This is a genomic window from Streptomyces hyaluromycini, assembly GCF_002217755.1.
GTDB lineage: Bacteria > Actinomycetota > Actinomycetes > Streptomycetales > Streptomycetaceae > Streptomyces > Streptomyces hyaluromycini.
On sequence record NZ_BCFL01000018.1, the window covers coordinates 1,046,703 to 1,058,916 of the forward strand.

The following is a 12,214-nucleotide window of genomic DNA, read 5'->3' on the forward strand; positions in this document are numbered from 1 at the left end:
CGCTCACGGCCGGACTCCGTCTCACGGCCGGGCTCCGCCTCACGGCCGGGCTCCGCCTCACCACCGGGCTCCGTCACGGCCGCGCGGGCCGAACCCGGGGGCCGCATGCGGCACTTCGGCGGCCGTCCGGTCCCGCCCTCGTGCCCGGTAGTCGCGTAGGGTGCCGGCATGGTCGGCATTCCGGAGGCGCTGGTGCGGGGCACGATCGACCGCGAGGGTGACAGCGGAGCGAGATGGATCAACGAACTCCCGTCGATCGTCGAGGACTTGCTGCAACGCTGGGACTGCGTACCCGACGGCGAGGTGACGCACGGCGGTGTCGGGGTGGTCGTCCCCGTCCGGCAGCGGACCGACGCCCGCCCCTGCGTCGTCAAGGTGTCCTTCCCCCACCCCGGCAACGTCCACGAGCCGGACGCGTTCGAGGCGTGGGCGGGCCGTGGCGCGGTCCGCCTGCACCGGCGCGACGACGCCCGCTTCGCCCTCCTCCTGGAGCGGGCCCGCACCTCGACGCTGGCGGCGCTGGAGTCCGACGACGAGACGGTGATGACGATCGCGGGCCGCCTGAGCCACCGCCTGGCCGTCCCGGCCCCGCCGGGCCTGCCCCGGCTCCGGGACCGCGCCGACGCATGGGCGGCGGAGCTGCGCGAGAACGCCGCCGGCCTGTCCCACACCCTGCCGCCCCGCGTCGTGGACGCGGCCGTCGCCACGGCCCGCGAGCTGGGCCGGGCCCAGCCGGACACCCTCGTCCACGGCGACCTGCACGCACGCAACATCCTGCGGGCGGACCGGGAGCCGTGGCTGGCGGTCGACCCGAAGGGCTACGCGGGAGACCCGGCGTACGACGCCGGCACACTCCTCAAGTCCCGGGCGCTGAACCTCATGCAGACCGACGACCTGCCGCGGGCCGCCCGCCGCCTCCTGGACGTCTTCGCCGAAGCAGCCCAACTCGACCGCGAACGTTGCCGCCACTGGGCCCAGTTCCACGCCGTCCAGGCGGCGTTCTGGGGCCGCCGGCACGGCTTCCGCATCGCACGCGGCGGCCCCCGCCGGGACCACATCACGGAATTCGCCGACAGACTGGCGGAGTCACTGGTCGTCTGACTGATCGCCTGACTGATCGCCTGAAGGCGAAGACGGTACGACCGGCGCACGCCCCCGGAGCACCCGCCCCGCCTCGCCCCGTCCCGCCTCGTCACCGGCGCCCGCCGAACTCCCATTCATGCACCTCGACGCCCGCGTACCGGACCGGATCCAGCACGCCCAGTGCCCGCTCCCGGTCCGGGGCCCGGACCAGCGCCGCCGTACCGACCCAGGTGGCTCCGTCGTCGGACAGCAGCGGGCCGAAGGCGATCAGGTCGTCGTGGTCGGTGCCGGGCGGCAGGCCGGGACCGGTGGCGGCGCCGTCGGCGGCGGGCACGGGCCCCAGGCCCAGCACCAGATACCGGTCGCCGCCGGTCCTGCCGCCGGGGAACTCCCACATGGTGCGCCCCAGCAGGTTGCGCCACCGCCGCAGCAGCACGTCGCGGTAGACCCCGGCCTGGTAGTTGGGCTCGTCGAAGGCGAACGCGCGGGCAGCGGCGGGGCCGGGCAGGTCGGCGATGTGCACACTCCCTGTCGGCACCTCGCCGCCCGCCCCGAACGTCGGCCCCCGGGCGATCAACTCGGCCGCGTAGCCGTCCATGTAGGCCCAGTGGTCCTCCACCAGCTCCGCACGCAACGCCGCGGAGTCGGCACGGTCACGGTGGTAACAGAAGAACTCCATGCCCACGGAGCCTTCCGCAGGACGGCACATCCCCTCAACACGGTTTCCGCGAGCCGCCGTTCCGGAGCAGCGCCGGGCCGCCGAAAAGGGCGACGCCCCACCACTGCTCCGCTTCCCTCCACCCCTCCGTCAGTCCCGCCGGATCAACTCCGGGTCGATCCGCCGCCCGACGAGCGGCAGCGCCCCCAGCACGGCGACGACCATCACACCCAGGGTGCCTGCGAGGAGGACTGGAAGTCCCGCGCGGTCCCAGAAGGTCGTGCTCTGGCAGTAGACCAGATACCCGGATTCGGCCATCCGCCCGACGGCCACGGCCAGCACCAGGCCCACGCCCAACGGCAGCAGACCCCGATCGAGCTGCCGAGGGTCATGAGGGCGAACCGCACTCGGTTCCCCCGCCCGCTGCCGAACAGCAGCCGGAGCCCCAGGAACAGTTCCCTCACCGGCTCGACCGTCCCTGCATGGTCAGCACACCGTCGACCATGGTGTACCGGGTGTCCGCCCTGGCCGCGACATCGGCGTCGTGCGTGACGAGTACGACCGCTGTGCCCTGCGAGCGGGCCAGAGTGAGGAACTCCTCCAGTACGGTCTGCGCGTTGACGCTGTCGAGCGCACCGGTCGACTCGTCGGCGAAGACCACCGCCGGCCGGTGAACGAGCGCACGGGCCACGGCGATCCGCTGGCTCTGGCCGCCGGAGACCTGCGAGGGCCGCCGCTCTCGCAGCTCCGCCAGACCCAGCCGGCCGAGCACGTCGCCGGCTGCGGCCAGCGCCTGCGCCTTGCGCTGCCCTGCCAGCCGAAGCGGCAGGGCAGCGTTCTCCTCCACGGTCAGTTCGGGCAGGAGCTAGCCGTACTGGAAGACGAACCCGAGCCGGTCGCGGCGCAAGGCGCTCAGTTCACCGTCACTGAGGTCCCCCAGCTTCCGTCCCTCCAGACGGACTTCACCACCGTGCAGCGGCAACACCCCGGCCAGGCAGTACAAGAGAGACGACTTTCCCGAACCGCTGGGTCCGGTGATGGCGGCAACCTCGCCCCGCCTGAGCACGATGTCGGCTTTTCTGACAGCCGGCGAGGAGCCGTAACGGAGTTCGACCCCGCGAGCGGCAAGGATTTCGGACACCTTGGATCAGCCGGCCCTAGTGCTCGATGTGGTAGTGGTGCTCTCGCGAACAGGAGTTGACCTTGAACGCACCCTTGTCGACACAGACCCCGAGTTCGGCGTCGTCCGTGTACCGCTGCGAGCCCTCCCCGTTGAAGTGGTGCATGTAGACCGTCTTCCGCTGTTCCCCGTAGTAGCGGACCCAGTCATGCCCTTCGACGCGGACCCGCACGAAGGTGTTGCTGTGGTCGTTCGCGTCAGTGTCCTGCAGATATCCCGTCCACTCGAAGGAACCGTGGTTCCGCTCGGGCAGGTTGAACTGGTAACGCCCCTGCAGAAGGACGGCACCGGGCGCCCTCGTTTCCTACAGGCTCTGCCAGGACGACGCGACAGCCGTCCCCGCCCCCGCGAGAAAGACCCCGGCCGCGACGGCACCCATCACTACCTTCTTCACGCGCTACCTCTCCCAGGACTCCAGCGGGCCCACTGCCAGCCGGAGTTACAGAAAGTAGCGCCTCGATCACGTGATGAATCCTTCAGTCACCCGGATCGCCACCACATCAGGTGACCCGAAACAAGACAACGGCCGAAACGCCCCGTGCGGCCCTACGGCCGCAGCGCGACGCCGACCGCCGTGCCCAGCTTGGTCACGAACTCCGTGCGGTCGGTGACTCGGTGTTTCCAGCCCTCGCCGGCCGCCTGCAGGACCTCGGCGATCTGGTGGGGCGTGATGTCGCCGGTCGACGTCCGTCCGGAGTCGGTGATCGCCGCCGCGAGCGTGCCGAGGAAGGCGTCCCGGTAGTCGTCGTACATGTCGTGGAGCTGCGCGGTCCCGTGCTCCAGCAGTTCGTCGACGCCCTCGTTGAGGTGCGTGCCGACGTACCGGCCGAGGTTCGCGTCGAGCGCGGCCACCAGGCGTGCGCCGAGGTCCGCGCCGGGTGCGGCCAGTGCCGTACGGACGTCCGCCAGCGCCCGGTCCAGTTCCTGCCGCATGGTCTCGCGGAACAGCTCCTCCTTGCCGGAGAAGAGGAAGTACAGGCCGGGGCGGGAGATGTCGGCGGCCCGGGCCACCGCGTCCATCGACGTCTTGCGATAGCCGAACGTGGCGAAAACGGTGAGCGCCGCCGCGAGCACCTGCTCGCGGCGCTGGGTGTCCCCTCGGGTGACGGTCATAGGCACACCATACCGACTGGGCGTGCTATACATGTTTTGTAGATTCTGTTTAGCGGGCGGGGGGCCGCAGCACACGAGAGCACGAGCACGAGAGAGAGCACCATGAGCAAGACCGTTCTGATCACCGGCGCCTCCACCGGCATGGGAGAGGCGCTCACCTTCGAGTACGCCGCGCGCGGCTGGAACGTCGCGGCCACCATGCGTGACACCGCCAAGGCCAACCCGGCCTTCGCCGGCCTCGGCAACGTCCTGGTCACGCGCCTCGACGTCACCGACACCGCGAGCATCGAGCAGGCCGTCAAGGCGACCACCGCCCGTTTCGGCGCCGTCGACGCCCTGGTCAACGCGGCCGGCTACGGCCAGGTCGGCGCCGTCGAGGAGATCAGCCCCGACCAGCTGCGCGACCAGCTGGAGACCAACGTGGTGGGCCTGGTCCAGGTGATCCAGGCCGTCCTCCCGCACATGCGGGAGCGCCGCTCGGGCCACATCCTCAACATCGGTTCCATGGGCGGCCACGTCAGTCTGCCCACGATGGCCGTGTACTGCGCCTCCAAGAGCGCCGTACAGAACCTGACGGAGGGCCTGGCCCTGGAGCTCGCCCCGCTCGGCATCCACGTCACCCTGGTCGAACCGGCGGGCTTCGACACCGGCTTCGAGGGCAACGCCAAGCTCCCCGCCACCTCCATCCCGGACTACGCGCCCGCCTACGCCACCATGGCGGAGTTCTCCGAGCAGGCGGTGCGCGGCAACCTGGTGAAGTCCATGGCGGCCGTCGCCGACGTGACCGGCACCGACGCGCCCCCGCTGCACCTGGCGGTGGCCACCGCCGGCCTGGAGATGGTGCGCGGCCGCTTCGCCGAGCTGATGGACGAGTACGCCCGCTGGGAGCAGGTCACGGCCGGCACCGACTGACAGCACAAGCACAAGCACAGTCGTACTGGTCAGAGCACGCGTCGGAGCGCCTCCGGGGTGAGGTCGGCGAGGGTCGGGTAGCCGTCGACGGCCATGATCAGGTCGGCCTCGGCGAGCAGCGCCCGCAGGACGTGGACGAGGCCGGCCTCACCGCCGTGGGCGAGACCGTACGCGTAAGGACGGCCGACGCCCACGGCGGTGGCGCCCAGTGCGACCGCCTTGACGACGTCGGCCCCCGTCCGGACCCCGGAGTCGAACAGGACGGGCAGGCCGTCGGCGGCCTCGACCACCTCCGGCAGCGCGTCGAGGGCGGGCAGGCCGCCGTTGGCCTGACGGCCGCCGTGGTTGGAGCAGTAGACGCCGTCCACCCCGGCGTCCTTGGCGCGGCGTACGTCCTCGGGGTGGCAGACGCCCTTGAGGATCAGCGGCAGCTCGGTGATCGACCGCAGCCAGGGCAGGTCGTCCCAGGTGAGCGGGTTGCCGAAGATCCCCGCCCAGAGCGCGACGGTGGCCTGCGGGTCGTCCTCCGGGTTCTTGCCGAGACGGGCCCGGAAGACCGGGTCGCTGGTGTAGTTGGCCAGGCAGTTCCCGCGCAGCTGCGGGAAGTTGCTCACGCTCAGGTCGCGCGGCCGCCAGCCGGTGATCCAGGTGTCCAGGGTGACCACGATCCCCTTGAACCCGGCCTTCTCGGCCCGGTGCACCAGGCTCTCCGCCAGTTCGCGGTCGGTGGGGGTGTAGAGCTGGAAGAAGCCAGGGGTGGCACCGAACTCGGCGGCCACCTGCTCCAGCGGGTCGACGGTCAGCGTGGAGGCGACCATCGGCACGCCGGTACGGGCGGCGGCGCGGGCGACGGCGCGGTCACCGTGGCCGTCCTGCGCGCACAGCCCGATCACCCCGACCGGGGCCATGAACAGCGGCGAGGGCAGCCGCATCCCGAACAGGTCGACGGACAGATCCCGTTCCGTGGCCCCCACCAGCATGCGCGGCACCAGCCCCCAGCGCTCGAACGCGCCGACATTGGCCCGCTGCGTCCGCTCGTCGCCGGCGCCGCCCGCGACGTACGAGCGCACCGATGCGGGCATCGCGGCCTGGGCCAGCGGCTCCAGATCGTCGTACGTCATCGGGAACCGCGGCACCACGCCGCGCAGCCCGTCGAGGTAGATCTCGTTCTGGTAGTCGGCGAACGCCATGATCCGGCCCTTCCTCACGACTGCGCCCGCGGGGTGCGGGCCCCTCGAAGTACACAATGGGAGAGTGGCGCACGACGGCTTCGAAACGCAGGATTCCGGCTCTGGAGGCGGGATGACGCAGGATGCTGCCGCCGTTGCGGCCGTACCGGCTCTGCTGAGCGAGGACGAGCTGGCGCTGGTCAACGCGCTGCAGCTGAGTCCGCGGGCCTCCTGGACCGAGCTCGGCCGCGCCCTGGGCGTCGACCCGGTCACCGTGGCCCGCCGCTTCCACCGCCTCTCCGCGCAGGGCACGGCCTGGGTCGGCTTCTCCCCCGGCCCGCGCCTGCTGGAGCAGATCTGCGTGGCGTACGTCGTGATCGACTGCGCTCCGGGCAGCACGGCCCGGGTCGCCGGGGCCCTGGGCGCCCACCCCCACATGGTGACGATCGAGCGGACGGCCTCGGGCCACGACATCCTCGCCACCGTCGCCACCCGCGACCTGCCGGCCCTGTCCCGCTACACCCTCGACCTGCTCCCCCACCTGCCGGGCATCACCGCCGTACGGTCCCGGATCGTCACCCACATGTTCACCGAGGGCGGCCGCTGGCGCATCGCCGCCCTGGCCCCGGCCCAACGCGCCCTGCTGACGGCCCCGCCCCCGTCCGCCCGGCCCACCACCGCCGCTGCCACCGCCGCCACCACCGCCACGGCCACCGCCGCCCACCGCCGGCTCACCTCGCTCGACCGCGCCCTCGCCGTCCGCCTCGCCCACGACGGCCGCGCGCCCTACCAGACCCTGGCACGGGACCTCGACGTCAGCCTGTCCACCGCCAAACGCCGCGTCGAGGCCCTCATCCGTCACGGCCTCCTCCGCTTCCGCTGCGACTTCGCCCGCCCACTCGGCGGCTGGCCGGTCGCCGTCACCTTCTGGGCCAGGGTGCCGCCCGCCGACCTCCCCGAGATCGGCCAGTCCCTCATCCGCCTGCCCGAGACCCGCAACTGCGCCGCCATCAGCGGCCCCCAGAACCTCATCCTCCAGGCCAGCCTGCACTCGGTCAGCGACATCCTGCGCCTGGAGACCCACCTGGCGACGACCCACCCGACCCTCGACATCGCGGACCGGGTCGTCACCCTGCGCCAGGACAAACTCCTCGGCCGCCTGCTCGACGCACACGGGCGCTCCGTCGGCGTCGTACCGGCGGACCTGTGGGCGGAACCGGCGCTGTGGGCGGAACCGGCGCTGTGGCCCCGCGACGGCACCCCGGCTCCTGTCACCGGGCTGCCGTAGAGTTCGCCGTGGTGGGGACGCGACATCCGTTCGAGGGGGAGCCTGCCATGGATGCGCCGAACAAGAACCGGACCGGCCTGGTACCGATGAGTCCCGAGCAGATGATCGCGGAGGCGCGGAAGGCGTTCTTCGTGATGTTCGGCCTGCTCGCGGTCGTCTGGCTCGTGCAACTGGCCAACTGGGCCGACCACTACGCCCTCGCGCGGGACTACGCGGTGGTCTCCGGCGACGTCGGCACACTGCCCGACGTCCTGGTCGCGCCGCTGCTGCACTGGAGCTGGGCGCACATCGAGAGCAACTCCGGCCCCCTGTTCGTCTTCGGGTTCCTCGCCGCCTACCGAGGGGTGGTGCGGTTCCTCGGGCTGACCCTGCTGATCGCGCTGAGCAGCGGCCTGGTGGTCTGGTTCTTCGAGCACGGCAACGTCGCGACGGTCGGCGCCAGCGGCCTGATCTTCGGATACTTCGGCTACGTCGTCGTACGGGGACTCTTCGACCGGCACCTGATCGACACGCTGGTCGGGATCGTGATGGGCGCCTCCTTCGCCTACCTCCTCACCGTGGCCGTACCCGGCACGCCGGGCGTGAGCTGGCTCGGCCACCTCGGCGGGCTGCTCGGGGGCCTGGCCGGAGCCTGGCTCTTGCGCGACCGCCGCGCACCACGCCCGGCCACCGGCGCCCTCACCCCCCGAACCCCGGCCGGCGACAACACCCCACAGCCCGGCCCGGGTTCCGATTCCGCACGCGCCGACCTCTACAAGGAGCTCGGCGACCTCGGACTGCTCTGACCGCCCCCGGCACGCGGCGCGCTCAAACTGCCCAGGATTCCTCCTCCGGACCATCCAGCCACGCCCGGTGACCGGCCGGCGTCACCGTGAGCCCGAAACGCGGTACGCCGGGCGTCCCCCGCCCCCGCCACCACTCATAGGCAGCGACCACCTCGTCCCACAGCCGGCGCGGCCCCGACTGCCACACCGCCGCCTCCCCCTCCCCGTCCCGGAACATCACACAGGCCCATGACGGATCCGACAGCCCGTAGAACCACACGGGACGCGCGCCCCCGCGCTTGTCCGCCACGGCCTGCCGGCAGTACGGCACCCGCAACCCGAGGACGAACGGCAGATCCGTGAACGGCCCGGTCACGAACTCCGTCTCGGTGAGGGAGGTGGTGCTGGTCTCGGCACTCTCCAGGGCCGTCGGAGGCACATGCTCGCCGTGGACAACCACGGGCCCCCTCTGTGCACGGAGCTTCATGAACTCCACGCTCCGGGTGAAGCCCCCGCACGCCGTCTCACCGTCGTCCATGACCTCAAGGCGCACTACGGCGTCGGCATTGCCGTAGTAAGTCCCCCACGGCGCAAGGATGATTCCTCCGACCCGGGTCTGCCGGACCCAGGCACCGGGGATCTCTCGAACTCCGGCGGTGGCGAGGACTCGGTCGTACGGCGCGCCCTCGGCGTAGCCCACGCCTCCGTCCCCGACCACCACCTCCGGATACACCCCTTGTCGGCAGAGCCGCTCCCGAGCGTCAGCGGACACAGACCGATCGACCTCGACGGTCACCACGCTCCCCCGCCCGACCCGGTGGGTCAGCGCACCGGCCGTCTCGCCGGTCCCCGTACCGACGTCCAGCACCCGCATGCCCTCGTCCACGTCCAGGTCCTGGAACAGGCTGTAGACCACGGACGGCATGGACGACGAGCTGGTGGACAACATTCCCGGTCCGGGACCCCGGTGCACGCCGTCGTCCCACTGGGTGACGATGGGTACGTCACTGTCCGCGGCGGCGTACCAGGCGTCCGGATCCTCCCGCCTGTCGACGGATACACTCGCGCGGGCCGCCATGTCGTACGGCCACATGAGATCGGGAAGGAACACCGCCCGGTCGACGGCCGCGAACGTCGGCGCCCAGTCCGACGCGAGCGCACCGCACTCCATGAGGGCCCGCCCCAGCTCCTTGCGGCCGGGGCGGTCCATGTCCAGGGTGTCGATGGTCACTTGCGGTGCTTCCCGTCACCCTGCGGGGCAGAGCCGTCCGGGCTGGGCGGCTCCTCCGGCGGGGTCCATGGCTGGCCGGGCGTGTTGTCGTCATCTCCGTCGGCGCACAGCTCGATGCGAACCGTCGTCATCGCTCATCTCTCCGTTCATTCATGCTGGTCGGTGTTGCCTGGCCGGCGCGTTGGCGCATCTGTCATTCGTCCTGCCACCGGACCGGGGATTGGTTCGACGTGACCGTGAGGTGCTGTGCCAGGGCCTCGTAGTGGTCACAGAGGGCCCGCAGCACGCGCGCGAGGCGACGGGCGTGGCCGACCTCGCCTCCGTACCTCCGGCAGGGCTCGGCCGAGAGCTTCCGACGCGCCTCGCCGACACAGGCGAGGGCGCAGTAGCGAAGGACGCTTTCCTCCGAAAGCCGGTGAGCTTGTCTCTCGACCTCGGGGACGAGCAGGTCGAGGTGACCGCGCAGGACCGAGGTGAGATGGCGCAGTTCGGGAGAGGACGGCGGCAGTACGCCGGGGCCGTCATCGGGCCCGAGAAGTTCCTCTGCGGTCTCACGCATCGTGGCGATGTCCACGGGAAGCATGGCGTGGCCTGACAGCCCACCACCGGCTGTCGTCTGCGGGACTCTCCTGGTAATCGCCATGCAGACGACGCTAGGAGCGCCCGCGCCTCAACTCCCACAGGATTGCAGGTGATTGCAGGCCGATCACCCGAGCGAGTCCATGGCGGCTGTCATCAGAGCGCGAGCCTTCGCGCCGTAGACCGCCTCCTCGGCCAGCACGGCGAAGGTGTCGGCGTACGCCCCCACCTCACTGGGCTGTGTGAGAGTGAGATAGCCGGACACCAACTCAACGTTGACCTGGGCCTTGTCGAAGATCCAGAACCCTTCGACCGGCATCCGAGAGCGACCAAGCCTCATGGGCACCACGCCCAGGCTGACGTTGGGCAGCGAGCCCACTGCGAGCAGATACTCAAGTTGCTCAAGCTGGGTGTCCGCCGCACCGAACGCGTTCCGCAGGACCGACTCCTCGATCAAGAACGCGAAGCGACGGTGTCCTTCGTGGAGGACGTGTTGACGCTCCATGCGCGCGGCCACCGCATCGGCCACGTCATCGATCTCGACGCGCCGACGCTGAACCGCTCTCAGGACATCTTCTGTGTAGCCGTACGTCTGTATGAGCCCAGGAACGAGCCCTGGAGAGTACGAGCGGAACCAACGGGTTCGCTCATAGAGCGGCAAGCGCGCTTCTTGTGCCTGCCTGAGTCCCGCACGCTCCATCCGGCGCCAGTCGACGAACATGCCTTCCACGGCACGGAGCGAAGCGATCAGGTCGTCCGCCTGATCCTCCCGCCCGCACGCCTGACACCAGGCGCGGATGTCATCGGCGGACGGCGAGGTCTTCGCCGTTGAAATCCGCGACACCTTGGAGGGGTGCCATCCGCAGGCTTGCGCAAGCCCCTTGCCGTCCAGGCCAGCGTCCTTGCACATCTCCCGGAGGCGGTCGGCGAGAACTTGCCGCGCTGCCTGAACACTTGACGATCCTGAGGCGGCCATGGCACGGACCGGTCAGACCGGCTTGTACTCCTCGTGCGGCGTGGCCCGTTCCCACACCGTCTCGAAAGCCGAGGTCACCAACTCCACGACGGCCGGCTCGTTACGCCACTCACGGTCGACCACCTCTCCGACGCCGGAGAAGTAGGTGAAAAGCACTGAGGAGTTGTCGAACATCCACAGGTCGGTTCCGGGCAACGGAATGTCCGCTGCCCGGCGCCGGGGCAGCCAACGGACCCGCTCACCTGCAACGGCATTGGGGAATGTGACGTCGTACTCGTACTTGATGTAGTCCGTCACCGGCTCCGAGACGATCCGGGCCCGCCTCATCACGACTCCGCGCGCCGTCGTCTCGGTCACCACGTCCAGAAACGGACGCCACCACGTCGACCGCTCCGCGGCGGGATTGAGACGCTTGCCCTGCCGCCACGCGATGAACTCCGGGTCACCGGGCTGGTAGGCATCGCGCATCTCAAGGTGAACGGCTGAGCACCTGGCCTTGGCCAGCCCCTCAAGGACGGGGTTCGTCACGGGCACTGTCCTCCGGGGACGGGATGTACTGCAACATGACCTTGGGCAGCCGGATGATCGTCTCGTGATCCGGCACGTCCGTCGAGTGCCCCGGGATGGAACCGACGTCCTGGCACGCCTGCACCTCGGCCTCGGAGGCCTTGTACGACTGAATCAGCAGGTCTCCGGTTTCCTCGTCCACCCAGATCGTCGGCGAGTCGGTGTCAGGCGTGTTCGGAATGATCCCGAGGAAACGTAGCCGCATGTCTTCTCCCTGCGTCGCCGCGATTGCACGCTATTGCTCGACTTTCACCCGGGTGACGTGACGCGTCAATGGGGCACATGGGTGCGAATCATTTGGTTGCCAGGCGAGGTTACGAGAGGTGCTGCACGCAACGAAGGGCCAATTGCCCGAGTTGAGGTCGATTCCGCACCCTGTACAGCCTCATGCACCACGAGACAGGCAACCCGTCCGTCCACCCCCGCCTCCTTTGCGCGCCACACGCGCGCCAGTGCGCCGTCGTTCAGTGGCTCTGTCCGGTTTGATCACATGATGCCGAGGCTGGCTAGGGGAGGGTGGCTTTGCACGCGTGGTGCCTGGTTCGTCCAGCCAGGCGGAGGGCTCGGTCGGTGAGATTGCGCAGGCGGCCATAGCCCGAGGGGCGGTGCCAGCGCGCACGCGGGAGACGTCCTCGGTCCAATCAGCGTCGCACACATGGTGGAGCTGGTTCTCGATGTCCCAGCCGGGGGTGGG

General features: G+C 70.3%; 15 protein-coding genes and 1 pseudogene. 4 read left to right on the top strand and 12 right to left on the bottom strand.

The genetic code is table 11. From position 1 onward, the window contains the following. Positions 1-168: 168 nt before the first annotated feature. Complete coding sequence (locus tag SSP29_RS17655; protein ID WP_089101576.1) at positions 169-1,101, top strand: aminoglycoside phosphotransferase family protein; 933 nt, start codon at positions 169-171, stop codon at positions 1,099-1,101. A 91-nt stretch (positions 1,102-1,192) separates the two neighbouring features. On the opposite strand, the gene SSP29_RS17660 is transcribed toward SSP29_RS17655, so the two are convergent. From SSP29_RS17660 to SSP29_RS59765, 5 genes and pseudogenes are all read right to left on the bottom strand, one after another. Next, positions 1,193-1,762 (bottom strand): YciI family protein, encoded by a 570-nt coding sequence (locus SSP29_RS17660; RefSeq protein WP_089101673.1) that lies wholly within the window; start codon positions 1,760-1,762, stop codon positions 1,193-1,195. Between the two features lie 129 nt (positions 1,763-1,891). Beyond that, positions 1,892-2,092, bottom strand: coding sequence for a hypothetical protein (locus SSP29_RS17665; RefSeq protein ID WP_150134372.1), 201 nt, complete (start codon positions 2,090-2,092; stop codon positions 1,892-1,894). A 109-nt stretch (positions 2,093-2,201) separates the two neighbouring features. Then, positions 2,202-2,882: pseudogene (locus tag SSP29_RS55755) on the bottom strand (ABC transporter ATP-binding protein). A 16-nt stretch (positions 2,883-2,898) separates the two neighbouring features. Further along, the gene (locus tag SSP29_RS17675) at positions 2,899-3,093 is read right to left on the bottom strand and encodes a hypothetical protein (RefSeq protein ID WP_150134375.1); all 195 of its coding nucleotides are present in this window, start codon (positions 3,091-3,093) and stop codon (positions 2,899-2,901) included. Positions 3,094-3,467: 374 nt separating this feature from the next. Further along, the gene (locus SSP29_RS59765; protein ID WP_167449936.1) at positions 3,468-4,034 is read right to left on the bottom strand and encodes a TetR/AcrR family transcriptional regulator; all 567 of its coding nucleotides are present in this window, start codon (positions 4,032-4,034) and stop codon (positions 3,468-3,470) included. A 102-nt stretch (positions 4,035-4,136) separates the two neighbouring features. On the opposite strand from SSP29_RS59765, the gene SSP29_RS17685 reads away from it, so the two are divergent. Next, positions 4,137-4,946, top strand: coding sequence for an SDR family NAD(P)-dependent oxidoreductase (locus tag SSP29_RS17685; RefSeq protein ID WP_089101579.1), 810 nt, complete (start codon positions 4,137-4,139; stop codon positions 4,944-4,946). Positions 4,947-4,975: 29 nt separating this feature from the next. On the opposite strand, the gene SSP29_RS17690 is transcribed toward SSP29_RS17685, so the two are convergent. Beyond that, positions 4,976-6,136 carry an alpha-hydroxy-acid oxidizing protein gene (locus tag SSP29_RS17690; protein ID WP_089101580.1) on the bottom strand — a complete coding sequence of 387 codons (1,161 nt, stop codon included), beginning with the start codon at positions 6,134-6,136 and terminating at the stop codon, positions 4,976-4,978. A gap of 112 nt (positions 6,137-6,248) precedes the next feature. On the opposite strand from SSP29_RS17690, the gene SSP29_RS17695 reads away from it, so the two are divergent. Together SSP29_RS17695 and SSP29_RS17700 are read left to right on the top strand one after the other, a co-directional pair. Continuing rightward, complete coding sequence (locus SSP29_RS17695) at positions 6,249-7,403, top strand: Lrp/AsnC family transcriptional regulator (RefSeq protein WP_089101581.1); 1,155 nt, start codon at positions 6,249-6,251, stop codon at positions 7,401-7,403. A 47-nt stretch (positions 7,404-7,450) separates the two neighbouring features. Beyond that, complete coding sequence (locus SSP29_RS17700; protein ID WP_150134377.1) at positions 7,451-8,188, top strand: rhomboid family intramembrane serine protease; 738 nt, start codon at positions 7,451-7,453, stop codon at positions 8,186-8,188. 22 nt (positions 8,189-8,210) lie between these two features. Here SSP29_RS17700 and SSP29_RS17705 read toward each other — a convergent pair whose 3' ends face one another. The 6 genes from SSP29_RS17705 to SSP29_RS17725 form a co-directional block, all read right to left on the bottom strand. Further along, positions 8,211-9,377 (bottom strand): protein-L-isoaspartate O-methyltransferase family protein, encoded by a 1,167-nt coding sequence (locus tag SSP29_RS17705; protein WP_438363798.1) that lies wholly within the window; start codon positions 9,375-9,377, stop codon positions 8,211-8,213. A 17-nt stretch (positions 9,378-9,394) separates the two neighbouring features. Then, positions 9,395-9,529 (bottom strand): hypothetical protein, encoded by a 135-nt coding sequence (locus SSP29_RS60920; protein WP_275539760.1) that lies wholly within the window; start codon positions 9,527-9,529, stop codon positions 9,395-9,397. Positions 9,530-9,591: 62 nt separating this feature from the next. Then, complete coding sequence (locus SSP29_RS17710; protein ID WP_145968911.1) at positions 9,592-9,957, bottom strand: DUF6415 family natural product biosynthesis protein; 366 nt, start codon at positions 9,955-9,957, stop codon at positions 9,592-9,594. A 147-nt stretch (positions 9,958-10,104) separates the two neighbouring features. Then, positions 10,105-10,953: a helix-turn-helix domain-containing protein gene (locus SSP29_RS17715; RefSeq protein WP_089101583.1), complete on the bottom strand. Its 849-nt coding sequence runs from the start codon at positions 10,951-10,953 to the stop codon at positions 10,105-10,107. Between the two features lie 12 nt (positions 10,954-10,965). Then, positions 10,966-11,481, bottom strand: coding sequence for a DUF6879 family protein (locus SSP29_RS17720; protein ID WP_089101584.1), 516 nt, complete (start codon positions 11,479-11,481; stop codon positions 10,966-10,968). After that, positions 11,462-11,725, bottom strand: a complete 264-nt coding sequence (locus SSP29_RS17725; protein WP_089101585.1) for a hypothetical protein — start codon at positions 11,723-11,725, stop codon at positions 11,462-11,464. The genes SSP29_RS17720 and SSP29_RS17725 overlap by 20 nt, the downstream gene beginning before the upstream one ends. Positions 11,726-12,214: the final 489 nt, after the last annotated feature.

Excerpts from the sequence above, each read along its gene's own strand:
- SSP29_RS17655 (WP_089101576.1), top strand. The coding sequence starts at position 169 with ATGGTCGGCATTCCGGAGGCGCTGGTGCGGGGCACGATCGACCGCGAG.
- SSP29_RS17660 (WP_089101673.1), bottom strand. The coding sequence starts at position 1,762 with ATGGAGTTCTTCTGTTACCACCGTGACCGTGCCGACTCCGCGGCGTTG.
- SSP29_RS59765 (WP_167449936.1), bottom strand. The coding sequence starts at position 4,034 with ATGACCGTCACCCGAGGGGACACCCAGCGCCGCGAGCAGGTGCTCGCG.
- SSP29_RS17685 (WP_089101579.1), top strand. The coding sequence starts at position 4,137 with ATGAGCAAGACCGTTCTGATCACCGGCGCCTCCACCGGCATGGGAGAG.
- SSP29_RS17690 (WP_089101580.1), bottom strand. The coding sequence starts at position 6,136 with ATGGCGTTCGCCGACTACCAGAACGAGATCTACCTCGACGGGCTGCGC.
- SSP29_RS17695 (WP_089101581.1), top strand. The coding sequence starts at position 6,249 with ATGACGCAGGATGCTGCCGCCGTTGCGGCCGTACCGGCTCTGCTGAGC.
- SSP29_RS17700 (WP_150134377.1), top strand. The coding sequence starts at position 7,451 with ATGGATGCGCCGAACAAGAACCGGACCGGCCTGGTACCGATGAGTCCC.
- SSP29_RS17705 (WP_438363798.1), bottom strand. The coding sequence starts at position 9,377 with ATGGACCGCCCCGGCCGCAAGGAGCTGGGGCGGGCCCTCATGGAGTGC.
- SSP29_RS60920 (WP_275539760.1), bottom strand. The coding sequence starts at position 9,529 with ATGACGACGGTTCGCATCGAGCTGTGCGCCGACGGAGATGACGACAAC.
- SSP29_RS17710 (WP_145968911.1), bottom strand. The coding sequence starts at position 9,957 with ATGCGTGAGACCGCAGAGGAACTTCTCGGGCCCGATGACGGCCCCGGC.
- SSP29_RS17715 (WP_089101583.1), bottom strand. The coding sequence starts at position 10,953 with ATGGCCGCCTCAGGATCGTCAAGTGTTCAGGCAGCGCGGCAAGTTCTC.
- SSP29_RS17725 (WP_089101585.1), bottom strand. The coding sequence starts at position 11,725 with ATGCGGCTACGTTTCCTCGGGATCATTCCGAACACGCCTGACACCGAC.